Source organism: Ensifer sp. LC11 (assembly GCF_001695835.1).
Classification (GTDB): Bacteria; Pseudomonadota; Alphaproteobacteria; order Rhizobiales; family Rhizobiaceae; genus Ensifer.
Window position 1 is genome coordinate 72,798 of sequence record NZ_MBSO01000005.1, and the last position, 21,885, is coordinate 94,682.

The following is a 21,885-nucleotide window of genomic DNA, read 5'->3' on the forward strand; positions in this document are numbered from 1 at the left end:
TCAAATGTCTTATGATCTCATCGTTATCGGCAGCGGCCCGGGCGGCTATGTCTGCGCCATCAAGGCGGCCCAGCTTGGCCTGAAGGTGGCCGTCGTCGAAAAGCGCGCCACCTATGGCGGCACCTGCCTCAACATCGGCTGCATCCCGTCGAAGGCGCTGCTGCATGCCTCCGAGATGTTCCACCAGGTCGCCCATGGCGTGGACGCGCTTGGCGTCGAGGTTGCAGCGCCGAAGCTGAACCTCGGAAAGATGATGGCCCACAAGGACGCGACGGTTAAGGCCAACGTCGACGGCGTTTCGTTCCTGTTCAAGAAGAACAAGATCGACGGAATCCAGGGCACCGGCAAGGTGCTCGGCCAGGGCAAGGTCTCCGTCACCAACGACAAGGGCGAGGAACAGATCCTCGAAACCAAGAACATCGTGATTGCCACCGGCTCCGACGTTGCCGGCATTCCGGGCGTTCAGGTCGACATCGACGAGAAGGTCATCATCTCCTCGACCGGCGGCATCGCGCTCGAAAAGGTGCCGGCCAACATGATCGTCGTCGGCGGCGGCGTCATCGGCCTCGAGCTCGGTTCGGTCTGGGCACGTCTCGGCGCCAAGGTAACAGTTGTCGAATATCTCGATACGATCCTCGGCGGCATGGACGGCGACGTTGCCAAGCAGTTCCAGCGCATGCTCGCCAAGCAGGACATGGAGTTCAAGCTCGGCGCCAAGGTGACCGGCGTCGTCAAGGACGGCAAGGGTGCGAAGGTGACCTTCGAGCCGGTCAAGGGCGGTGACGCCCAGACGCTTGAGGCCGACGTCGTGCTGATTGCCACCGGCCGCAAGCCCTATACCGACGGCCTTGGCCTCGATAAGGCCGGCGTCGTCATGGACCAGCGCGGCCGTGTCGAGATCGACCATCACTACCAGACGAGCGTTACCGGCATCTACGCCATCGGCGATGTGGTGCGTGGCCCGATGCTTGCCCACAAGGCGGAAGACGAAGGTGTGGCGGTTGCGGAGATCCTTGCCGGCCAGGCCGGCCACGTCAACTACGACGTCATCCCCAGCGTCGTCTACACCCAGCCGGAAGTCGCCTCCGTCGGCAAGACCGAGGAAGAACTGAAGGCCGCAGGCGTCGCCTACAAGGTTGGCAAGTTCCCGTTCACCGCCAATGGCCGTGCGCGCGCGATGCTCGCCACCGACGGCTTCGTCAAGATCCTGGCTGACAAGGAAACCGACCGCGTGCTCGGTGGCCACATCGTCGGCTTCGGCGCCGGCGAGATGATCCACGAGATCGCCGTGCTGATGGAATTCGGCGGTTCCTCGGAAGACCTCGGCCGCACCTGCCATGCGCATCCGACCATGTCGGAAGCGGTCAAGGAAGCGGCGCTGTCGACCTTCTTCAAGCCGATCCATATGTAATGAACCTGCAGGGGGCTGCGGCGAGCGGCCCCCTCATTCCAGCCGTGAGCTTCGAACCGGCGCGGCTGTCGTTGGGTCCTTCGTCCGGCCATGCGCGCGTCAGCGCGCGCTGACACAACCGCCGCGGATGCTGCGTGTTCGATGCCGGCGATTGCTCACTCTTCAGAAGCGGACCTGACCGCGTGGAAGCGCTGCTCGAACTCGCGCCTCAGGCTGCGCCGTGCCTCGGCCGCGCGCTGCCGGCGCTTGCGGTCGCCCGTGTCGGTGACAAGGGTAGGAACGGGTGTCGGGCTGCCGTCCGCGTCGACGGCGACCATGGTGAAGTAACAGGAATTGGTGTGGCGCCGCTCGCCGCTGCGGATGTTCTCCGCCTCGACCCGGATGCCGATCTCCATCGAGGTGCGGCCGGCATTGTTGACGGCGGCTCGGAAGGTAACGAGCTCGCCGACATGGATCGGCTGGCGGAAAATCACCTGGTCGACCGAAAGTGTCACGGCATATTGCTGCGAATAGCGTGAGGCGCAGGAAAACGCCACGCGATCCAGAAGATTGAGCAAGGCGCCGCCATGGACCTTGCCGCTGAAGTTCGCCATGTCGGGCGTCATCAACACGACCATTTCGAGCTCACGCGGGTCATGGCTGGTTTCCATGGTTCATCTCCTCATTGGATGCGAATTGCGACGGCTATCCGGAGTTATGCGGGCTTGCTGCCGCGAAGGGAAGGGTGGTCTTGCCTGTCGCGAAGGCACGAGGTGTGACGATTGGCCCGAGGGCTGCGACAAGCGGCGATCTGTGCAGCGACGGCTGAGGGCGCGATCATGTTTCCGTTGCGCATGATCAATGATACCGACGCGTCAGGAGGAAACATGAAACCGAGAGCCGTGCCCGTCTCGTTGCTGAGCCGTCATCTGCCGAATGCCGACTGGGCGGATCGCTTCGAGCTGGCCCTCGATGGCAAGGGACTGACTGCCACCCAAGCCGCCGAGCTATCGCTTGGCCGTTCGCCGCGGTGGGTCCGGGACCTGCTGGGCCTGCGCAACCGTGTCGTCTCGATCATCGGTCTGAAGTCGGCGGCGCCGAAGCCGGGTCGCCTCGGACTGGTCGGTGCGTTTCCGGTGCTGGAAAAGAGCGACGACGAGGTGGTGCTGGGGTTCGACGACAAGCATCTCGACTTTCGCATCGTCGTCGATGTCAGGGCGGGATCCGCGGTCAACCAGATCGTCGGCGTCACGACATTGATCCGCCGTCACAACGCGCTCGGGCGCATCTATTTGGCGGCGGTCATGCCGTTTCACAAGATGATCGTGCCGACCTTGATGGGTGGTTTGCGATAGATCTTGCGTCAGAGCTAATTCGCGCGCGTGACGGTGAAACCCTGGGTGCGCAAGAGTTCGACGAGGCCTTCCTTACCCGGCAGGTGCAGCGCGCCGACGGCCATGAAGGCGCCACCATCTTTCAGGATCGGCTCGGCGCGTGTCGCCATCGTCCTGTTGCGATCAACGATGATGCGCTGTTCGAAATCGGCATAGCCGAAATCCTCGGCGCTCTTGTCGGATACGGCTTTCATCATCGGCATGATCATGCCCGTGTCGCCGGAAAGATAGAGGTCTGTCATGGTTGCGAAGACGTCGTCGATCGTCTTGCCGAGCGCCAGCGTCTCGATGAGGGCGCGCAGATGCAGTTCGGTCGGCAGCGAGTCCATCGCCGAGAGCTGCTCGACCAGCGATTCCAGGCCTTTCAGCGTCTTGCCCCGACCAACCGCATCCTCGGCGATCTTCTTGTCGAGGAAGGACGCGCCGGCCGCCTTGCGGGTCATTTCGCAGGCGGGCAGCGCGACGAAGCTCGCGATCATCCAGGGTTTCATGCGGGCGACCAGCGTCAGCGGAATGCCGCGTGCCTTCAGGCCCGCTTCCAGCTTTTCGCGATCACCGGGCTTCAGGAAATCGGCGATCGTCTTGTTGTCGGGAAACATGGTGAGGTCGGGCCGCATCAGGATCGCGGCGGCTGACTTCTTCTCGTCGATGATCTCGTCCGATTCGACGATGACCGTCGAGGCTGCCTCAAAGGCGGCCGGGGCCTCGGCAGGCAGTGCGAGCACCCGCGGATCGGTGACGTGCATGGTGCCGAGCAGCCAGGACGGCGCAAGCCCGTCCTTCTCGATCTTCCAGAAGATGCCTTTGCCGTTCGGGACGGCCGCGGCTTCCGCTTCGAGCGCGGCGAATTTTGGTGGATCCGACTTGGCAAGGGCGGTGAGCACGTTCGAGCCGCCACATTCCGCATCTTGGGAGGTTTCCTGGGCATCGGCGTCGGCAACGAAGAGGAGGGCAACGACAAGGCAAGCGGCAAGAACAAGATGCAACAGGGCGGCCAGCCAAAGCGCACCGTCGGCGAGCCAAGCAAGCGGGTTGCGCGGCAGGTTTCGATCAGGTCTCGCAAAGGCGGTCATCATTCTTCCCCGACAATCGGAGGGTCGACTCTAAGCGCGCGCCGGTCACGGCTTCCTTAATAGCCATGGTTAATCCAGCGGTTCGCCAAAAATCAGGCACGCGGATGGGCGCGGTCATAGATCTCGAGAAGCCTTGCGGAATCAACGCCGGTATAGACCTGGGTCGTTGACAGGCTCGCATGGCCGAGCAGTTCCTGAATGGTCCTGAGGTCGCCGCCACCGGCGAGCAGATGGGTGGCGAAGGAGTGGCGCAGCGCATGCGGCGTTGCCGAATCAGGCAGGCCGAGCGCGCCGCGCAGTTTCTGCATCTCGCGCTGGATGATCGCCGGCTGCAGCGTGGCACCGCGCGCGCCCCGAAACAGCGGCTCGTCGGCGGTGGGATGATAGGGGCAGAGCTTCAAATAGGCGGCAACGGCCTGGCGTGCGGCGTCAATCAGCGGCACGATACGCGTCTTGCCGCCCTTGCCGAGAATGCGCAGCGAGGTCGGCGCGCCGGCAAAGTCGCCAGATGTCAGCCCGAGGGCTTCGGAGATGCGCAGGCCGCAGCCATAGAGCAGGGTCAGCACTGCCGCGTTGCGCGCGGCAATCCAGGGCTCTTCGGCAAGCTGGGCTTGCGAAGTCACGACGCCCAAAGCCTCGCGGTCGGTCAACGGCTTCGGCAGGGACTTAGGCTGCTTCGGCGAGCGCACCGCGGCGGCGCCTGCAGCGTTCGCGAGACCGTTGCGCTCGAGAAAGCGCAGGAAGGAGCGCAGTCCTGCGAGCCCGCGGCCGAGCGTGCGGGCGCCGGCGCCGCCCTTGCGGCGCTGGGCGAGAAAACCGCGAAGGTCGGCCGGCCGCAAAGTCTTGATGTCGGAAAGTCGCGGCGGGCCAGCCAGATGCCCGGTGAGGAATGTCAGGAATTGTCGCGTGTCGCGCTCATAGGCCTCGACTGTCTTGCCTGAAAGGCGGCGCTCACGCGTCAGCCCGTCGAGCCAGCGCTGACGCTCGGCGAGCAGCTCCGGATGGCCTATGACGAGGAGCTCGTTCATTGTCGTTTTCCTGAGGTTGTCCATCGGCGACAATGCCCTGAGGCATCTTATGTTTTTGCTAATGCGCCCTTGGAATCTGTCATCCTTCGATCATATAGAATTGCGATGGTCAGCCGCAAACAAACGGATCGGACTATGGCGGGACGGGATTCGGTGAACGGATTCGCGCATTTTGCTGAAGTAATCGCCCTGGTCTCCCAGGGGCAGCCTGGCCACATCGTCGACACGCTGATCGCCGAGCGCGGGCAGCGGATCGCCAGGAGCCCGATGTGGCCGCTGATGCGGCCCTTTCTCTACACGTTGCTGAACTATCGCAAGGCGCTCGAGTTCGCCGATGCGGTGGCGAACATGCCGGGCTTTCAGGCCTTCGAACATCTGAGCTCACTTCTGTCGCTGGATGTGCGCGTCGACCGGGCCGAGCGCATTCCCACCGAGGGCGGCTTCCTGCTTGTCAGCAACCATCCGACCGGTATTGCCGACGGCATCGCCGTCTTCGATCTGCTCAAAAGCCGGCGGCCGGACATGATGTTCTTCGCCAACCGTGACGCCATCCGCGTCAATCCGCGTTTTGTCGAAATGGTCATCCCGGTCGAATGGCGCGAGGAGTACAAGAGCAAGCTGAAGGCCCGCGAGACCCTGCAGGTCACCAACCGGGCGATCGGCGAAGGCAAGGCGACGGTGCTTTTTCCCTCCGGGCGGATCGCCTACTGGGCGGACGGTCGCCTTAACGAGCGGCCGTGGAAGACGTCGGCCGTGGGCTTTGCGCGCAAGTACGGCTTGCCGATCCTGCCGGTGCATATGAGCGCGCGCAATTCCGGTCTGTTCTACTGGTTCGCCAAGTGGTCGACGGAACTGCGCGACATGACCGTGTTCCACGAACTTCTCAACAAGAAGGGCGATCTCTTCGATTTCCGTATCGGCAACCTCATCCCGCCGGAAGCACTGGACGGCGAGAGCGTCGAGGTGACGAAGGCGCTTGAACGCCACACGGTTTTCGACCTCGCTTCGGATGCTGACGCCGCGTTCCAGCCCAGGCTGCAATCGGCGAGCGGGCTCTGAACCGCTTGTTGCGATATGGCGCAGTGGCCGGCGGACTTCCCGTCGGGCGGTGGATCGGCTAGGTCATGAGCCATGCTGCTTCAATCCATGTTCGCCGAAAATTACCGTTCGCTGAAGTCGATCCGCATGGACCTGACCGGGGTCAACCTGTTCATCGGCGAGAACGGCGTCGGCAAATCCAATCTCTACCGCGCCCTGCAACTCGTGCAATCGGCGTCACGCGGCACACTGGCGCGCGAGATCGCCGAGGAGGGCGGCATGTCGTCGGCGCTCTGGAGCGGTCGTCGTCGCGCCGACAAGCCGGCGCGCATCCGGCTCGAGACAGAGTTGCTCGACGAGGAGCGGGCGATCACCTTCCGCTACCGGATTGAAGCCGGGCTGCGCCCGCCCGTGGCCGCCGCCGGTTTTGCCTATGAGCCGCAGGTGAAGGAAGAGGAACTGACCGTCGAGACCGGCCGTCGGCCGGTGACGATGATGAAGCGCTCCGGACCCGGTATTTTCGTGCGCGGCGAGCGCGGGCGGATGGAGGATTATCCCGAGCAGGCACTGACCTCGGAAACGGCGATCTCGCTTCTGGGTGACGCCGGGCACTATCCGGAGGTTGGAACCTTCCGCCGCGCAGTCGACCAGTGGCGGTTTTTCCATGGCTTTCGCAGCGACCGCGATTCGCCCCTGCGTCTGCCCTGTCTCGCCGTCACGGCGCCGATGCTCGACGAAACGGGCGTCAACATGGCGGCGGTCTTCGCGACGCTGCGGCACACGCGTGAGGATACGGTCGATCTCGACCGTGCCGTCGCCGATGCCTTCGGCGGCGCCTATCTCGATGTTCCCGAGCCCGGCCAATTTGCCGAATTCTCGCTGGTCTTCCCGGATTTTCCCAACCGGCCGTTTTCGCCGCGCGAGCTTTCCGACGGGCAGATGCGCTTTCTGGCGCTGGCTGCAGCGCTGCTTTCCTATCGCCGCCCCCGCTTCATTGCCCTTAACGAACCGGAGACGAGCCTGCATCCGGACATGCTGCCGGCGCTCGCCGACATGATCGCCAGTGCCTCGCGTGAAAGCCAGATCTGGATCGTCACCCATTCGGAGCGGTTGGCTGACGAGGTGCGTCAGCGCTGCGGCATTCGTCCGCGCCGGGTGATCCGCAAGGAGAGTGCCACCTGGATCGACGGCATGCGGCTGACAGGGCTGATGGACGACGACGAGTAAGCAATAAAAAACCCCGCATCGCTGCGGGGTCTTCTGTTCATTCCTGAAACATCAGGCCTGAAACAATCAGGCGATCTTCTGGCCGGTCTTGGCCCAGTCGGCCAGGAACTGCTCGAGGCCCTTGTCGGTCAGCGGGTGCTTGACGAGAGCCTTCAGCGTTGCCGGCGGCGCGGTGACGACGTCGGCGCCGATGAGGGCGGCTTCCTTGACGTGGTTCACGGTGCGGATCGAGGCCGCGAGGATTTCGGTCTCATAGCCGTAGTTGTCGAAGATGTGGCGGATCTCGCGGATCAGGTCCATGCCATCGAAGGCGATGTCGTCGAGGCGGCCGACGAAGGGCGAGACGAAGGTCGCGCCGGCCTTGGCGGCGAGCAGCGCCTGATTGGCCGAGAAGCACAGCGTCACGTTGGTCTGGTGGCCGTCCGAGGTCAGCGCCTTGCAGGCCTTGAGGCCGTCGAGCGTCAGCGGCAGCTTGATGCAGATGTTGTCGGCGATCTTCGAAAGGACGGCCGCTTCCTTCATCATCTCGGCGTATTCGGTGGCGGTGACTTCAGCTGAAACCGGGCCTTCGACGATGCCGCAGATTTCCTTGGTGACTTCCGCGATGTCGCGGCCGGACTTCAGGATCAGCGACGGGTTGGTGGTGACGCCATCGAGAAGGCCGAGATCGTTCAGCTCGCGGATTTCCTTGACGTCGGCGGTATCAACGAAAAATTTCATGGAGTCACTCCCTTGGGGCACGATTGCCGTTCGGGCGCATATCTACCGGGGAGGAATTCCGTTGGCAGAAATCGCGCGCGTTGAAACTCTGGTGGAACCGTGACAAACCCTGCTGCCGGCAAGGCTGCGGTTCGCAGCGCAGTTTTCTTTAACCGAAACACGTGGCAAGGTCACGGCAAAATGACTCGCGATTCAACCGATTTATTCGGCGATTTGCTCGGGCCCGTTTCGGCCCGTCGCGTCGTGCCGGTCCTGGTGCCCATGCCGGCGCCGAGGGCCTATTCCTATGCGGTTCCCGATGGCATGGCGGTCGAGCCGGGCTCGATCGTGCAGGTGCCGCTCGGCCCTCGTCTCGTCGTCGGCGTGGTCTGGGATGGGGACGATGACGGAAGCGTCGATCCGAAGAAACTCAAGGTCATCGAGAAGGTTTTCGACTGCCCGCCGCTGACGCGTGACATGCGCACTTTTCTCGACTGGGTCGCCGCCTATACCGTCACGCCACCGGGGCTGGTTGCGCGCATGGCGCTGCGTGCGCCGGCCGCCTTCGATCCGGAGCCGATGGTGGAGGCACTGCGCCTCACCGAGATGCGACCGGAACGCATGACCGCGGCGCGCCAGCGGGTGATCGCAACGGCGTGCGACGGTTTCTCCTGGACGCGTTCGGGGCTGGCGCATGCGGCCGGAACGTCGTCGAGCGTGATCGACGGGCTGGCGCAGCAAGGCGTCTTCGAAACGGTGTTCATGGCGCCGCCGCCGGTTGTCGCCCTGCCCGACCCCGATTTCGTCGCGCCCCGGCTTGAGGGTGCGCAGAAGGATGCCGCCGCCGATCTTCTCGCGGCCGTGGAAGAGGGCGGCTTTTCGGTGTCGCTGATCGACGGCATCACCGGCTCAGGCAAGACCGAGGTCTATTTCGAGGCGATCGCCGCGACGCTTCGGGCCGGCAAGCAGGTGCTGATCCTGCTTCCGGAGATCGCGCTGACCTCGAGCTTTCTCGAACGGTTTCAGGATCGCTTCGGCGCCAAGCCCGCCGAGTGGCACTCTGATCTTGCGCCGCGCACCCGCGAAAAGGTCTGGCGTCAGGTGACGACGGGTACGGTGCGCGTCGTCGCCGGCGCCCGCTCGGCGCTTTTCCTGCCGTTCGAGGAGCTGGGTCTCATCATCGTCGACGAAGAGCATGATCCTGCCTACAAGCAGGAGGATCGCGTCTTTTACAACGCCCGCGACATGGCGGTCGTGCGCGGCCGGATCACCGGTTTTCCGGTCGTGCTCGTCTCGGCGACGCCGTCGGTTGAAAGCCGGGTCAATGGCGAGGTCGGCCGCTACAAGCCGATCCACCTGCCGACGCGCTTCGGCGACGCGGCGCTGCCGCGGCTCGGCGTTGTCGACATGCGTCAGCATCCGCCGGCGCGCGGCGGTTTCCTGTCGCCGGTGCTCTTGAACCAGGTCGGCAAGGCCGTCGAGCGCGGCGAGCAGGCATTGCTCTTTCTCAATCGCCGCGGCTACGCGCCGCTGACGCTCTGCCGCGTCTGCGGCCATCGTTTCCAGTGCCCGGATTGTTCGAGCTGGCTCGTCGAGCATCGCTTCCGCGGCCAGATCCAGTGCCACCATTGCGGCCACGCGCAAAAGACGCCGGAGGCCTGTCCCGAATGCGGTACGCTGGATCATCTCGTCGCCTGCGGGCCCGGGGTCGAGCGCATCGCCGAGGAAGTGGAGCAACATTTTCCAGACGCGCGCACGATCGTGCTTTCGTCCGATCTCATGGGCGTCAAGCGCTTGCGACTGGAGCTCGACGCGATTGCGCGCGGCGAAGCGGATATCGTCATCGGCACGCAGCTCGTCGCCAAGGGGCACAATTTTCCGCTGATGACGCTGGTCGGCATCGTCGATGCGGACATCGGCCTGGCGAATGGCGATCCGCGGGCGGCGGAACGAACCTTCCAGCTGCTCTCGCAGGTGACCGGCCGCGCCGGGCGAACGGGCTTGAAAAGTCTCGGCCTGTTGCAGACCTATCAGCCGCAGCATCCGGTCATGCAGGCGATCGTTTCCGGCGACGCCGATGCCTTCTATGAGCGTGAGATTGCCGAGCGCGAGAAAGCGTTGCTTCCGCCCTTCGGCCGGCTTGCCTCTCTGATTGTCTCGGCCGATTCGCGCCAGGATGCGGAGGGGCATGCGCGGGGGCTGCGAATGGCCGCACCAAGGACCGACGGCATCATGATCCTGGGCCCCGCCGAGGCGCCGCTGGCGCTGATCCGCGGGCGGCATCGCTTCCGCCTGCTGGTGCATGGCCGCCGCAACAGCGACATGCAGGCTTTCGTCAAGGCGATGATCGCCGCGGGCCCCAAGGAGCGTGGCTCTATCAGCGTCCAGCTCGACATCGATCCCCAAAGCTTCCTGTAGTTCAAGTTTCCTGTGATCGTCGGGCTGAAGAGGCGGCAGGCGATTCACAACCGGGGCGACATGCGCTAGAGGTCAGGGACGCTTCGCTTTGGCCAGCCGGCCGAAGACGAAACAGCAGAACAACAGGCACATCTGCGGGAACAGGCATGGAGTTCTACATTCCGACGGAAACCGGCGAGTTCCTCGCCTTCTGCGCAGCCGCTGTGGCGGTGCTGATCGGCGTCGTCATGCTGTTTGCGCCCCGGCTTACCTTTCGCGCGGCTGGCATCGGCATTGCGGAGGGACGGCGTGGTGGCTATGCCGAGGCACGCTCTACCATGGGCGGCATGCATGTCGGGCTCGGTCTTGCCGCCATCCTGCTGGCGCAGCCGATGGTCTATCTTGCTGTCGGTGCGGCCTTCGCGCTCGCCGCTTTCGGCCGAATCCTCTCGATGATGAGTGACAACGGCACCACGCTCTACAACTGGCTGGCGCTCATCGTTCAGGCGGCACTTGCCATCCTGCCGCTCGCCTATGTCTTCGGCATGATCTGATCTGTCGTCGACATGATCTGATTGCGTCCGCGGGCTTTTCCGCGATTCACAGCGCAGGAAACGAATTTACGGCAAAATTCGGCCAAAGGTGGCCGACTTATGCCGCATTCCTGCCGTTCGCGTGTTGCGAGTCCAAACATCCTATGCTAGACGAACCGCGAATTGCGGGGGAAGTGGGTCGCCAGGCCTCGATATCCTGCAAATTATTGCAGCAAATTCAAGAATTTAAGTTGACGGCTCACCGCCAGCACTGTTCTTGGATGAAATTGAGAGAAGCTTGTGCCCGTGGCAGACACATCCCAGCTTATTTCCGGTGTTGCAGAAAGATATGCGTCCTCGCTTTTTGAACTCGCGCTGAGCGCCGGTTCGGTCGAGGCAGTCGGTGCGGATCTTAACCGCGTCCAGGCCCTGATCGACGGCAGCGACGACCTGAAGCGGCTGATCGCAAGCCCGGTCTTTTCTGCAGACGACCAGTTCAAGGCCATTTCGGCGGTTTCCGAAAAGGCTGGCATCTCCGGGCTCGTCGGCAACTTCCTCAAGGTCGTTGCGCGCAATCGTCGCCTCTTCGCGCTGCCGGGCATGATCAAGGCGTTCCGCCTGATCGCCGCGCGCCACCGTGGTGAAATCTCCGCCGACGTCACGTCGGCCCATGCGCTCTCCGCAGCGCAGCAAAACGAATTGAAGGCGACGCTGAAAGGCGTCACCGGCAAAGACGTGGCGGTCAACGTCACCGTCGACCCGTCTATTCTTGGTGGCCTGATCGTCAAGGTCGGCTCCCGCCAGATTGACACTTCCCTTCGCACCAAACTCTCTACCCTTAAGCTTGCACTGAAAGAGGTCGGCTGATGGATATCCGCGCCGCGGAAATTTCCGCAATTCTCAAAGATCAGATCAAAAATTTCGGCCAGGAAGCAGAAGTCTCCGAAGTCGGTCAGGTGCTTTCCGTCGGTGACGGTATTGCCCGCGTCTACGGCCTCGACAATGTCCAGGCAGGCGAAATGGTCGAATTCCCGGGTGGAATTCGCGGCATGGCGCTGAACCTCGAAGCCGACAACGTCGGTGTCGTTATTTTCGGTTCGGACCGTGACATCAAGGAAGGCGACACCGTCAAGCGGACTGGCGCCATCGTGGACGTTCCGGTTGGTCCGGAACTGCTCGGCCGCGTCGTCGACGCGCTCGGCAACCCGATCGACGGCAAGGGCCCGATCAACGCCAAGCAGCGCTCGCGCGTTGACGTCAAGGCTCCGGGCATCATTCCGCGCAAGTCGGTGCATGAGCCGATGTCGACCGGCCTCAAGGCCATCGACGCCCTCATCCCGGTCGGCCGCGGCCAGCGCGAGCTCGTCATCGGCGACCGCCAGACCGGCAAGACCGCGATCATTCTCGACACGATCCTCAACCAGAAGGCCATTCACGACAATGGTCCGGAAGGCGACAAGCTGTATTGCGTCTACGTCGCAATCGGCCAGAAGCGTTCGACGGTTGCCCAGTTCGTGAAGGTTCTCGAAGAGCGTGGCGCTCTTCAGTACTCGATCATCGTTGCTGCGACCGCTTCCGACCCGGCTCCGATGCAGTACCTCGCACCGTTCGCCGGTTGCGCGATGGGCGAATACTTCCGTGACAACGGCAAGCATGCCCTGATCGGTTACGACGACCTTTCCAAGCAGGCCGTTTCCTACCGTCAGATGTCGCTGCTGCTGCGCCGCCCGCCGGGCCGCGAAGCTTACCCGGGCGACGTCTTCTATCTGCACTCCCGCCTGCTCGAGCGTGCTGCAAAGCTCTCGGACGACAACGGCGCCGGTTCGCTGACGGCTCTGCCGGTCATCGAAACGCAGGGCAACGACGTTTCCGCGTTCATTCCGACCAACGTGATCTCGATCACCGACGGCCAGATCTTCCTTGAAACCGACCTGTTCTACCAGGGCATCCGTCCGGCCGTTAACGTCGGTCTGTCGGTTTCGCGCGTCGGTTCCGCCGCGCAGATCAAGGCGATGAAGCAGGTTGCCGGCTCGATCAAGGGCGAGCTCGCCCAGTATCGCGAAATGGCCGCCTTCGCGCAGTTCGGCTCGGACCTCGATGCCGCTACCCAGCGCCTCTTGAACCGCGGTGCCCGTCTGACCGAACTCCTGAAGCAGCCGCAGTTCTCGCCGCTGAAGACGGAAGAGCAGGTCGCAGTCATCTTCGCAGGCGTCAACGGTTACCTCGACAAGCTGCCGGTCAACCAGGTTGGCAAGTTCGAGCAGGGCCTGCTTTCGTACATGCGTTCGGAAGGCAAGGACATCCTGGAAACCATCCGCAAGGACAAGGCGATCTCCGACGACGTCAAGGGCAAGCTGAAGGCTGCAATCGACAGCTTCGCCAAGTCTTTCGCCTGAGCGGATTTCATTTAGGACGGATAACGGATGCCTTCACTTAAGGATCTGAAGAACCGGATCGCCTCCGTCAAGGCGACGCAGAAGATCACCAAGGCGATGAAAATGGTCGCCGCGGCGAAGCTTCGGCGTGCCCAGGAGGCGGCCGAGGCCGCCCGGCCTTACTCGCAGCGCATGGCTGCCGTTCTCGCCAACATCGCCCAGGCGGTTGGCGGGGATGACGGTGCGCCGCAGCTGATGACCGGTACCGGCAAGGACGACACGCATCTTCTGGTCGTCTGCACGGCCGAACGCGGTCTTTGCGGCGGCTTCAACTCGCAGATCGCACGCCACGCTCGCGACCACGTTCGCAAGCTGCTTGCCGCCGGCAAGACCGTGAAGATCATCTGCGTCGGCAAGAAGGGCTTCGATATCCTGCGTCGCGAATTCGCGTCGCTGATTATCGATCGTGTCGACCTGCGTGAGGTCAAGAAGATCGGCTTCCAAAACGCCGACGATATTGGCCACAAAGTCATCGCGCTCTTTGAAAAGGGCGAGTTCGATGTCTGCACGTTGTTCTATTCTGAGTTCAAGTCCGTTATCGCCCAGATTCCGACGGCACAGCAGCTGATCCCCGCCTCGGCCGGCCCGGTCGCAGCGCAAGCATCTGATGCTTCGGCCGTCTACGAATATGAGCCGGACGCGGGCGCGATCCTGAGCGATCTCATTCCGCGCAACATTTCCGTGCAGATCTTCCGAGCCCTGCTCGAGAACGTTGCGGGCGAAATGGGCGCCAAGATGAGCGCGATGGACAATGCGACGCGCAATGCTGGTGAGATGATCAACAAGCTGACGCTGAACTACAACCGTCAGCGCCAGGCTCAGATCACCAAGGAACTCATTGAAATCATCTCGGGCGCGGAAGCGCTCTAAGGTTACGAGAAGAGGGTAAGGATTATGGCTAAGGCAGCTACCCCGAAAGAAACCGTAGCGGAGAAGAAGCCCGCTGCACCGAGGAAGGCAGCTTCCGCCAAGACCGCAGCAGTTGCCGCAACCGGCGCTGTCGGTCGCGTAACGCAGGTCATCGGCGCCGTCGTCGACGTCGCGTTCGAAGAAGGCCAGCTTCCGCAGATCCTGAACGCGCTGGAAACCGACAACCACGGTAACCGCCTCGTTCTCGAAGTCGCCCAGCATCTCGGCGAAAACTCCGTTCGCACGATCGCGATGGACTCGACCGAAGGTCTCGTCCGCGGTCAGCCGGTCACCGACACCGGCGCACCGATCACGGTTCCGGTTGGCGACGAAACGCTCGGACGTATCATGAACGTCATCGGCGAGCCGGTTGACGAAGCGGGTCCGCTCGTCACCTCCGGCAAGCGCGCCATCCACCAGGAAGCGCCGTCCTATGTCGAGCAGTCGACCGAAGCGCAGATCCTCGTCACCGGCATCAAGGTCGTTGACCTTCTCGCTCCTTACGCAAAGGGCGGCAAGATCGGCCTCTTCGGCGGTGCAGGCGTTGGCAAGACCGTTCTCATCATGGAACTGATCAACAACGTCGCCAAGGCGCACGGTGGTTACTCGGTGTTTGCAGGCGTGGGTGAACGTACCCGCGAAGGCAACGACCTCTACCACGAGATGATCGAGTCCGGCGTTAACAAGCACGGCGGCGGCGAAGGCTCCAAGGCTGCGCTCGTTTACGGCCAGATGAACGAACCGCCGGGCGCCCGCGCTCGCGTCGCTCTCACCGGTCTGACGATCGCTGAAGACTTCCGCGACAAGGGCCAGGACGTTCTGTTCTTCGTCGACAACATCTTCCGCTTCACCCAGGCAGGTTCCGAAGTGTCGGCTCTGCTCGGCCGTATTCCGTCGGCCGTGGGTTACCAGCCGACGCTGGCGACCGACATGGGTCAGATGCAGGAACGCATCACCACCACGACCAAGGGTTCGATCACCTCGGTTCAGGCCATCTACGTTCCCGCCGACGACTTGACCGACCCGGCGCCGGCAACCTCGTTCGCCCACCTGGACGCAACGACGGTTCTGTCGCGCTCGATCGCCGAAAAGGGCATCTACCCGGCCGTTGACCCGCTCGACTCCACGTCGCGCATGCTCGACCCGATGATCGTCGGCGAAGAGCACTACGAAGTGTCGCGGAAGGTCCAGACGACCCTGCAGCGCTACAAGGCTCTTCAGGACATCATCGCCATCCTGGGCATGGACGAACTGTCGGAAGAAGACAAGCTGGCCGTTGCCCGCGCTCGCAAGATCGAACGCTTCCTGTCGCAGCCGTTCTTCGTTGCCGAAGTCTTCACCGGTTCGCCGGGCAAGCTGGTTGCTCTCGAAGACACGATCAAGGGCTTCAAGGGCCTGGTCAACGGCGAGTACGACCACCTGCCTGAAGCCGCCTTCTACATGGTCGGCTCGATCGAAGAAGCGATCGAAAAGGCCAAGAAGCTGGCTGCCGAAGCCGCTTGATTGCACTGTTAAGCCTCGGCGCGACCCAAGCGCCGAGGCTTTCATCCTGCCTTCTCAGAAGGCAGGGAAGACATGCACAGCCGCCGTTAGGTGGCGCGCCCACGAAAAGTGAATGGTCATGGCCGATTTCAACTTTGAGCTTGTTTCCCCCGAGCGCCTGCTCCTCTCCGAAAAAGTGACGGAAGTCGTCATTCCGGCGACCGAGGGCGAGATGACCGTGATGGCCAATCACGCGCCGACGATGACGACGGTCAAGCCCGGCGTGGTCACGGTGAAGACGGCCGACGGCAAGACCGAGCGTTTCGCAGTGTTCGGCGGTTTCGCCGATATCCTGCCGACCGGTTGCACGCTGCTTGCCGAATCCGCTGTTCACGTCGACGAACTCGACCGCACGGTGCTCGAAAACCGCATCGATGCGGTTCGCGCCGAGCTGGAAGGCGCCGGCGATGAGAAGAAGACTCGTCTCGAGCAGTTTGTTGCTGAACTGACGAAGCTCGGCGAGATCGTGATCCCGGCCTGAAAGGGACACCCGCAAGGGTAAGTGATTTGAGAAAACCCCGCCTTCGAGCGGGGTTTTTTATTGACCGCCAGGCGGCTTTGGGCGTCGTCTGGTGGTTGGCAGATGGCTCCGATCGACGGCTTTAGCTATTGTTCATCACACATCCTGTATTGAACGCTGATCGCTCAGCCTAGGAAGAGAGACCGCTGGCATGACGTCGAAGATTGTTCCTGTCATCATGGCCGGCGGAAAAGGTACCCGCCTGTGGCCGCTCTCGCGTTCCGCGGCGCCGAAGCAGTTTTTGCAGATCCTCTCCGACCGGTCGCTGTTTCAGCAGACGCTTGAACGGGTGTCGGATCCGGCGCGATACGAGCCGGCGATCGTGGTCACGAACAGCGATTTTCGCTTCATCGTTGCCGAGCAGGCGCGCGCGATCGACGTTGATCTGGGCGACATCCTGCTGGAGCCGGTGGCGCGCAACACCGCACCGGCCCTTGCCGCGGCCGCCTTCTCGGTTCTCGGCCGCTTCGGGCAGGACGCGATCATGCAGGTGCTTGCGTCCGATCATGAGATCGATGCCGGCGCTGTCTATATGGATTGCATCAGGCGGGCGCAGAAGGCCGCACTGAATGGAGAGCTGGTGACGTTCGGCATCACGCCGACGGAACCGGCAACCGGCTACGGCTATATCGAGGCCGGAGACGAACTGACCGAAGGCACAAACCGGGTGGCGCGCTTCGTGGAGAAGCCCGATCGAGCCAAAGCCGAGGCGATGCTTGCAACCGGGCGCTATCTCTGGAACTCCGGCATGTTCATGCTGCCGGTAAAGCTCTTTCTTGACGAGGTTCGCCGCTTTGCGCCGAAGGTGGAGGAAGCGGCAAGGGGGGCCGTCGAAGGCGCCCACAAGGATCTCGATTTTACCAGGCTGCACGCCGAGAGCTTTGCCGCCGCGCCGGATATCTCGATCGACTATGCGGTGTTTGAGAAAACCGAACATGCCGCGGTGGTGCCGTCCGCCTTTCCCTGGTCCGATCTCGGCAGCTGGGATGCGGTGTGGAAGACCGGACGAAAAGACGGGGACGGCAATGTCGTGACTGAACGGGCGACGGTGTCGAACACGCGCAATTCGCTGGTTCTATCGCGCGATATTCATCTGGCGGTTCAAGGGCTCGAGGATGTGGCCGTCATCGCCGGCGAGGACGCTGTCTATGTCGGCCGATTGGACGACAGCCAGAGCGTGGGCAACATCGTCAAGGCGCTGGCGCGCTCTCCGCGGACGGCGGCGCTGACGGAAGTGCACCCGACCTCCTACCGCCCTTGGGGTGCGGTGGCCGCCCTTTCAGAGGGTGAACGTTTCGCCGTCAAACGCCTGCATGTGACGCCCGGGCGGAAGATCTCGCTGCAGAAGCACCATCACCGCGCCGAACACTGGATCGTTGTGCGCGGCACGGCCGAGATCACGATGGCGGGGGAGACACGTCTGCTGCACGAAAACGAGTCGATCTATATTCCGCCGGGAACGGTGCATCGGCTGTACAATCCGGGCAAGATCCCGCTGGAGCTGATCGAGGTGCAGACGGGCTCCTATCTCGGAGAGGACGATATCATCCGCATCGAGGACGAGTTCGGGCGGCATTGAAGCCTGCCGTCCGGCATCGAGCTACCACCTCGGATGGAAGGCCAAATTCGATCGACCGTAGTTGCGGACAGATGCCGCTTCATTGTCGTCGACATGCCGATCAGCTGAAACGAAAAATGCCCGGGCCGAGACCCGGGCATTGAAGTCGGCGCATGCGGACTGAGTTGGCTCAGCCGGCAACGCGCTCGGTCTCGCCCTTCTGGGCGTAGTAGTGGCCGAAGCGGTTTGCGAGGAACGTGTCGAGCGCGATGTCTTCCTGGCGGACGAAGCCCTTCGAGGCGATCTTGCCTTCGGCGAGCAGGTCGAGCACGGCGCAGATGCTGCCTGCGGTCGTGATCTGAATGCCGCTCTGCATGCGACCGGCAACGACGCCGCTATAGACCTTGTTGGCGTAGGTTTCCTGGATCAGGCGGCCGTCACGGAAGCCCGAAACGGTGACGAAGATCACGACGACGTCCTGGGTCGTGGTCGGCAGCGAATTTTCGAAGATGTCCTTCAGGACTTCGCGGCGGTGACGCAGGCCGAGGTCGTTCAAGAGCGCCTTCATGATCGCGGCATGGCCGGGATAACGGATCGTCTTGTAGTTCAGGGTGCGGACCTTGCCCTTCAGCGTCTCGCAGAGTGTGCCGAGGCCGCCAGAGGTGTTGAAGGCTTCGTAGGTGACGCCGTCGAGCGAGAATTCTTCGCGCTCTTCCATGGCCGGAACTTCGATCAGGTTGCTCTCAACGATCGCCTCGCAGGGCTCGATGTATTCGTTGATAACGCCGTCGGTGCTCCAGGTGAGATTGTAGTTGAGCGCGTTCGACGGGTACTGCGGCAGGGCGCCAACGCGCATGCGCACGCTCTCGAGCGTCTGGAAGCGGCTGGCGAGATCGTTGGCGACGATCGAGATGAAGCCCGGCGCGAGGCCGCACTGCGGAATGAAGGCAGTGTTCGCCTTGGCGGCGATCGCCTTGACCTGGCGGGTGGATTCGACGTCTTCGGTGAGATCCAGGTAGTGGATGCCGGCTTCGGCGGCAGCTTCAGCGATTGCGACGGTTAGGTGGAACGGGGCGGCGCTGAGAACCGCGAACTTGCCGGAGAGAAGTGCGACGAGCGCCTTCTTGTCGCCGATGTCGACGGTCGCCGTCGTGATCGCTGCATGCTTTTCCACCTGCTCCAGCTGCTCGGCGGCGCGGTCGGCGACGCAGACGCTGTAGTCGCCGGTGTGGGCAAGCATACGGGCAATGGTGGAGCCGATCTTGCCTGCTCCGATGACGACGATATTCTTCATTCTTTCCCCCGGGGTATGAGAACTGTTTCTGTCTCTATTGTCGGGGGAGGGGTTGTTGATTTGAAGCGCCGATATGACTAAATCGCCTATCTAAATTCGGCAGATTGCCCAACTGGACCGACGAAATGCAGATCACGGACAAGGATCGAGAGCTTCTCGCCATCCTCAGCGAAAACGCCCGCATGCCGACGGCGACGATCGCCCGGAGGCTCGGGCTTTCGCGCACGACGGTGCAGGCGCGGATCGAGCGGCTCGAACGCGAGGGCATCATTGCCGGCTACGGCGTGCGCTTGTCGGAAAGCTATGAGAAGGGATTGGTGAAGGCCCATGTGCTGATCACCATCGCGCCGAGGGCGCTCCCCCGCGTGACGCCGGAACTCAGTGCGATCAGGGAGATCCAGACGCTGCATTCGGTCAGCGGCAGCTTCGACCTCATCGCCGTCGTGGCGGCGACGTCGATCAGTGAGCTCGATCTCTTGATCGATCGCATCGGCGAAATCGATGGCGTCGACCGCACGCTGTCTTCAATCATCCTCTCGACGCGGATCGACCGATAGGCCGTTGCTTCCGGTCCTTATGCCGGGCGGTCGGGGCTATGGCGTTGCGCCTGAAGGCGAGGGGGCTTCGCTCTCGTTGCTGCCAGAGGCGCCGGCACCTGCGCTGTCGGGCACCTTTGCCGGCGCGTTCCAGGCGGTTGGTCCTCGAACGAAGGTGCGAACGCTGCCGTCGCCAGAGGCGAGCCACTTGCTCCGGTCGAAGTAAAGCTCGGCAATGCTCTTCGGCCGCGCCCGTGGCGGCTGGTTGGCGAGGAAATTGTAACGCGGCGTCATTTCGTCGGACTCGCGCTTGAACTGGATGCGGCTGCCGAAGTGCTTGAGGTCGAATTCCTTCAGCGCCTGGATCCGCAGGGTGACGCTGGCGGCATCAGCCCAGCGTACATGGTCGAGAAAGACGGCGGCGGCGCGGGCGGCGGCCGTTGTCACTGCCTGGCTGTCGTCCTGGCGTTCGATGTTGAGCTTGACGCGGAAGGACGTGATCTCCTCCTCGCCGCTGCCCTTGACGAAGATAAAGATCGACGAGGGTCTGTCCTCGCCCGGCCGCGGGAAGGAAATGAGCGAGGAGCATTCCCATTGCCCGCGTTCGCCGGCGCTTGATTTCCATTCGAGTTCGCGAAAGCCGGCTTCGCGCAGTTCGTCACAGAGCGCCTTGGGATCGCTGCGGATGGCGCGGAGAAACTGCTGCTCTGGTGTGTGCAGATCCTGGAAGGTCCAGGCGGGCAGGGCGATCAGCGGCGGTCCGCGCTTCGTCGGCCTGGCGGTCTTCTGTTCGGCCGGTTTCTCGCCTTCGAGAAGGGTTGTCGGAAGACCGAGCGCAAGCAGGACTTTCTTGAGGTTGCGTTGCCCGTTGGCGAGCAAGGCTGTTGCGAGGATGGCCGTGACAATCAGCAGGAGCACGATCAGGAAAAAGCGCAGCCCCGTCCGGCGGGCGGGCTTCCCGGCAGGTGTCTTGCCACGGGCCGTGCTCATGCCACCCCGCTCGCCGGATGGCGGGCGACGGGACGCGGGGCCTCCAGCAAAAGGCGGTCGGTCGGCCGGGTTTCCATGATCTCAGGTTGTCACCATATCCAAGCCTTCTTCATCCCCGAAATCCGCTGCGGCGGCAATATGCAACCGCCGATCTAGAGCGTCCATTGTACGTTCATATGAGCGCACAAAGGACGCTTTAGCACTTTGATCCTGGAGCATCTTTCTGCCTCAAGTGATTCCGCTCGAGGCAGAATGCTCCAGGCCGGCGGACTGTGACATTTCCGTACAACGCGTCGCTGAGCGCTGAGCGCGGCGAACGAAAAAGTTGAAATCCGGAGATGATTGCATAGTTTTGAGCGGCAGACTGTGAAAGGGACGCGACGTTCGTCATGACAGCCCCAACATTTGCCGCCTCCTCGATCGACGTGCCGCTCGTCCGGCGGCTGATCGCAGCGCAATTTCCCGACTGGTCGGACCTCGAGGTGCGGCCGATCGAGCCCGGTGGTTGGGACAACAGGACGTTTCGCCTGGGCGACACGATGAGCGTCCGTCTGCCGAGCGCCGAGCACTACGTAGGGCAGGTGGAGAAAGAGCAGCACTGGTTGCCGCGGCTGGCGCCGCATCTGCCGCTACCCATACCTGCGCCTTTGGCCAAGGGAGCGCCGGCGGAGGGCTTCCCCTGGCCCTGGTCGGTCTATCGCTGGCAGCCGGGCGAAACGCTGGCGGCCGAAAGGGTTGACGATCTCCGGCAAGTGGCACGCGACCTCACGCGTTTTCTCCACGCCCTGATGCGGGCGGATGCGACCGGCGGGCCATTGCCCGGCGCGCATAATTTTCACCGCGGCGGCCCGCCGGCCTTCTACGACGAGGAGACGCGCCAAGCGATCGCGCTGCTCGATGGGCAGATCGATACCAAGGCGGCGCACGAGGTCTGGGAGGCGGCACTTGCCGCCCCATTCGAGGGCAACCCAGTCTGGTTTCATGGAGACATCGCCTGGGGCAACCTGCTCGTCGAGAACGGTCGCTTAAGCGCCGTCATCGATTTTGGCACCTCGGGTGTCGGCGATCCGGCCTGCGATCTCGCCATAGCCTGGACGTTTTTTCACGGCGAAAGCCGGGACGTATTTCGTGACGGCATGGCACTCGATCGCGGCGCCTGGGCCCGCGGTCGTGGCTGGACGTTGTGGAAGGCGCTGATCGTCCTTGCCGGAATGACCGGGGCGCCGGCGAGCGAAATGGCGAAGCAACGCTCCGTTATCGACGAGGTGCTCGAGGACCATCGCTGCTTGGGCTAGCACCGCGAAAGCGTAGGGCGCGCGTCG

General features: G+C 63.0%; 20 protein-coding genes. 14 read left to right on the top strand and 6 right to left on the bottom strand.

The window, feature by feature from the left end; all coding sequences use genetic code 11:
• Positions 1-4 precede the first annotated feature (4 nt).
• Positions 5-1,411, top strand: a complete 1,407-nt coding sequence (gene lpdA / locus BBX50_RS04075; protein ID WP_065774039.1) for a dihydrolipoyl dehydrogenase — start codon at positions 5-7, stop codon at positions 1,409-1,411.
• 155 nt (positions 1,412-1,566) lie between these two features.
• Here the strand turns inward: lpdA and BBX50_RS04080 are convergent, their stop codons facing one another.
• Positions 1,567-2,061 carry an acyl-CoA thioesterase gene (locus BBX50_RS04080; protein ID WP_065774040.1) on the bottom strand — a complete coding sequence of 165 codons (495 nt, stop codon included), beginning with the start codon at positions 2,059-2,061 and terminating at the stop codon, positions 1,567-1,569.
• 216 nt (positions 2,062-2,277) lie between these two features.
• Between BBX50_RS04080 and BBX50_RS04085 the strand changes: the two genes are divergently transcribed.
• A complete protein-coding gene (locus tag BBX50_RS04085; protein WP_065774041.1) occupies positions 2,278-2,745 on the top strand; it encodes a DUF2867 domain-containing protein in 468 nt (155 codons plus the stop codon).
• A 14-nt stretch (positions 2,746-2,759) separates the two neighbouring features.
• Here BBX50_RS04085 and BBX50_RS04090 read toward each other — a convergent pair whose 3' ends face one another.
• Together BBX50_RS04090 and BBX50_RS04095 are read right to left on the bottom strand one after the other, a co-directional pair.
• The gene (locus BBX50_RS04090) at positions 2,760-3,857 is read right to left on the bottom strand and encodes a TraB/GumN family protein (protein WP_065774125.1); all 1,098 of its coding nucleotides are present in this window, start codon (positions 3,855-3,857) and stop codon (positions 2,760-2,762) included.
• A gap of 92 nt (positions 3,858-3,949) precedes the next feature.
• Positions 3,950-4,885: a tyrosine recombinase XerC gene (locus BBX50_RS04095; RefSeq protein ID WP_065774042.1), complete on the bottom strand. Its 936-nt coding sequence runs from the start codon at positions 4,883-4,885 to the stop codon at positions 3,950-3,952.
• 135 nt (positions 4,886-5,020) lie between these two features.
• Here BBX50_RS04095 and BBX50_RS04100 point away from each other — a divergent pair, with 135 nt between their 5' ends.
• Together BBX50_RS04100 and BBX50_RS04105 are read left to right on the top strand one after the other, a co-directional pair.
• Positions 5,021-5,944, top strand: coding sequence for a GNAT family N-acetyltransferase (locus tag BBX50_RS04100; protein WP_065774043.1), 924 nt, complete (start codon positions 5,021-5,023; stop codon positions 5,942-5,944).
• 72 nt (positions 5,945-6,016) lie between these two features.
• Positions 6,017-7,150, top strand: coding sequence for an AAA family ATPase (locus tag BBX50_RS04105; RefSeq protein ID WP_065774044.1), 1,134 nt, complete (start codon positions 6,017-6,019; stop codon positions 7,148-7,150).
• 66 nt (positions 7,151-7,216) lie between these two features.
• Here BBX50_RS04105 and fsa read toward each other — a convergent pair whose 3' ends face one another.
• Positions 7,217-7,870, bottom strand: a complete 654-nt coding sequence (gene fsa, locus BBX50_RS04110) for a fructose-6-phosphate aldolase (RefSeq protein WP_065774045.1) — start codon at positions 7,868-7,870, stop codon at positions 7,217-7,219.
• Positions 7,871-8,050: 180 nt separating this feature from the next.
• On the opposite strand from fsa, the gene BBX50_RS04115 reads away from it, so the two are divergent.
• The 8 genes from BBX50_RS04115 (at position 8,051) to BBX50_RS04150 (ending at position 17,764) form a co-directional block, all read left to right on the top strand.
• Positions 8,051-10,267, top strand: a complete 2,217-nt coding sequence (locus tag BBX50_RS04115) for a primosomal protein N' (protein WP_065774046.1) — start codon at positions 8,051-8,053, stop codon at positions 10,265-10,267.
• A 146-nt stretch (positions 10,268-10,413) separates the two neighbouring features.
• Positions 10,414-10,800 (top strand): DUF4345 domain-containing protein, encoded by a 387-nt coding sequence (locus BBX50_RS04120; protein ID WP_065774047.1) that lies wholly within the window; start codon positions 10,414-10,416, stop codon positions 10,798-10,800.
• 279 nt (positions 10,801-11,079) lie between these two features.
• Complete coding sequence (locus tag BBX50_RS04125) at positions 11,080-11,646, top strand: F0F1 ATP synthase subunit delta (protein ID WP_065774048.1); 567 nt, start codon at positions 11,080-11,082, stop codon at positions 11,644-11,646.
• The gene (atpA, locus tag BBX50_RS04130) at positions 11,646-13,175 is read left to right on the top strand and encodes a F0F1 ATP synthase subunit alpha (RefSeq protein WP_057255020.1); all 1,530 of its coding nucleotides are present in this window, start codon (positions 11,646-11,648) and stop codon (positions 13,173-13,175) included. The genes BBX50_RS04125 and atpA overlap by 1 nt, the downstream gene beginning before the upstream one ends.
• A 27-nt stretch (positions 13,176-13,202) precedes the next feature.
• Complete coding sequence (locus BBX50_RS04135; protein WP_065774049.1) at positions 13,203-14,084, top strand: F0F1 ATP synthase subunit gamma; 882 nt, start codon at positions 13,203-13,205, stop codon at positions 14,082-14,084.
• 24 nt (positions 14,085-14,108) lie between these two features.
• Positions 14,109-15,626 (top strand): F0F1 ATP synthase subunit beta, encoded by a 1,518-nt coding sequence (gene atpD, locus BBX50_RS04140; RefSeq protein ID WP_065774050.1) that lies wholly within the window; start codon positions 14,109-14,111, stop codon positions 15,624-15,626.
• Between the two features lie 118 nt (positions 15,627-15,744).
• Entirely contained in the window at positions 15,745-16,146 is a 402-nt protein-coding gene (locus tag BBX50_RS04145) for a F0F1 ATP synthase subunit epsilon (protein ID WP_057255102.1), read from the top strand.
• A gap of 190 nt (positions 16,147-16,336) precedes the next feature.
• Positions 16,337-17,764 (top strand): mannose-1-phosphate guanylyltransferase/mannose-6-phosphate isomerase, encoded by a 1,428-nt coding sequence (locus BBX50_RS04150; protein ID WP_065774051.1) that lies wholly within the window; start codon positions 16,337-16,339, stop codon positions 17,762-17,764.
• A gap of 169 nt (positions 17,765-17,933) precedes the next feature.
• Here the strand turns inward: BBX50_RS04150 and BBX50_RS04155 are convergent, their stop codons facing one another.
• Positions 17,934-19,037, bottom strand: a complete 1,104-nt coding sequence (locus BBX50_RS04155; RefSeq protein WP_065774052.1) for a saccharopine dehydrogenase family protein — start codon at positions 19,035-19,037, stop codon at positions 17,934-17,936.
• Positions 19,038-19,162: 125 nt separating this feature from the next.
• On the opposite strand from BBX50_RS04155, the gene BBX50_RS04160 reads away from it, so the two are divergent.
• Positions 19,163-19,594, top strand: a complete 432-nt coding sequence (locus BBX50_RS04160; protein WP_065774053.1) for an Lrp/AsnC family transcriptional regulator — start codon at positions 19,163-19,165, stop codon at positions 19,592-19,594.
• A 36-nt stretch (positions 19,595-19,630) separates the two neighbouring features.
• Here BBX50_RS04160 and BBX50_RS04165 read toward each other — a convergent pair whose 3' ends face one another.
• On the bottom strand, positions 19,631-20,563 hold the full coding sequence (locus tag BBX50_RS04165; protein ID WP_065774054.1) for a DUF6030 family protein: 933 nt from the start codon (positions 20,561-20,563) through the stop codon (positions 19,631-19,633).
• 389 nt (positions 20,564-20,952) lie between these two features.
• Between BBX50_RS04165 and BBX50_RS04170 the strand changes: the two genes are divergently transcribed.
• Positions 20,953-21,858, top strand: a complete 906-nt coding sequence (locus tag BBX50_RS04170) for an aminoglycoside phosphotransferase family protein (RefSeq protein WP_065774055.1) — start codon at positions 20,953-20,955, stop codon at positions 21,856-21,858.
• Positions 21,859-21,885 lie beyond the last annotated feature (27 nt).

Coding starts and splice junctions, on each gene's coding strand:
- lpdA (WP_065774039.1), top strand. CDS start 5: ATGTCTTATGATCTCATCGTTATCGGCAGCGGCCCGGGCGGCTATGTC.
- BBX50_RS04080 (WP_065774040.1), bottom strand. CDS start 2,061: ATGGAAACCAGCCATGACCCGCGTGAGCTCGAAATGGTCGTGTTGATG.
- BBX50_RS04085 (WP_065774041.1), top strand. CDS start 2,278: ATGAAACCGAGAGCCGTGCCCGTCTCGTTGCTGAGCCGTCATCTGCCG.
- BBX50_RS04090 (WP_065774125.1), bottom strand. CDS start 3,857: ATGACCGCCTTTGCGAGACCTGATCGAAACCTGCCGCGCAACCCGCTT.
- BBX50_RS04095 (WP_065774042.1), bottom strand. CDS start 4,885: ATGAACGAGCTCCTCGTCATAGGCCATCCGGAGCTGCTCGCCGAGCGT.
- BBX50_RS04100 (WP_065774043.1), top strand. CDS start 5,021: ATGGCGGGACGGGATTCGGTGAACGGATTCGCGCATTTTGCTGAAGTA.
- BBX50_RS04105 (WP_065774044.1), top strand. CDS start 6,017: ATGCTGCTTCAATCCATGTTCGCCGAAAATTACCGTTCGCTGAAGTCG.
- fsa (WP_065774045.1), bottom strand. CDS start 7,870: ATGAAATTTTTCGTTGATACCGCCGACGTCAAGGAAATCCGCGAGCTG.
- BBX50_RS04115 (WP_065774046.1), top strand. CDS start 8,051: ATGACTCGCGATTCAACCGATTTATTCGGCGATTTGCTCGGGCCCGTT.
- BBX50_RS04120 (WP_065774047.1), top strand. CDS start 10,414: ATGGAGTTCTACATTCCGACGGAAACCGGCGAGTTCCTCGCCTTCTGC.
- atpA (WP_057255020.1), top strand. CDS start 11,646: ATGGATATCCGCGCCGCGGAAATTTCCGCAATTCTCAAAGATCAGATC.
- BBX50_RS04135 (WP_065774049.1), top strand. CDS start 13,203: ATGCCTTCACTTAAGGATCTGAAGAACCGGATCGCCTCCGTCAAGGCG.
- atpD (WP_065774050.1), top strand. CDS start 14,109: ATGGCTAAGGCAGCTACCCCGAAAGAAACCGTAGCGGAGAAGAAGCCC.
- BBX50_RS04145 (WP_057255102.1), top strand. CDS start 15,745: ATGGCCGATTTCAACTTTGAGCTTGTTTCCCCCGAGCGCCTGCTCCTC.
- BBX50_RS04150 (WP_065774051.1), top strand. CDS start 16,337: ATGACGTCGAAGATTGTTCCTGTCATCATGGCCGGCGGAAAAGGTACC.
- BBX50_RS04155 (WP_065774052.1), bottom strand. CDS start 19,037: ATGAAGAATATCGTCGTCATCGGAGCAGGCAAGATCGGCTCCACCATT.
- BBX50_RS04160 (WP_065774053.1), top strand. CDS start 19,163: ATGCAGATCACGGACAAGGATCGAGAGCTTCTCGCCATCCTCAGCGAA.
- BBX50_RS04165 (WP_065774054.1), bottom strand. CDS start 20,563: ATGAGCACGGCCCGTGGCAAGACACCTGCCGGGAAGCCCGCCCGCCGG.
- BBX50_RS04170 (WP_065774055.1), top strand. CDS start 20,953: ATGACAGCCCCAACATTTGCCGCCTCCTCGATCGACGTGCCGCTCGTC.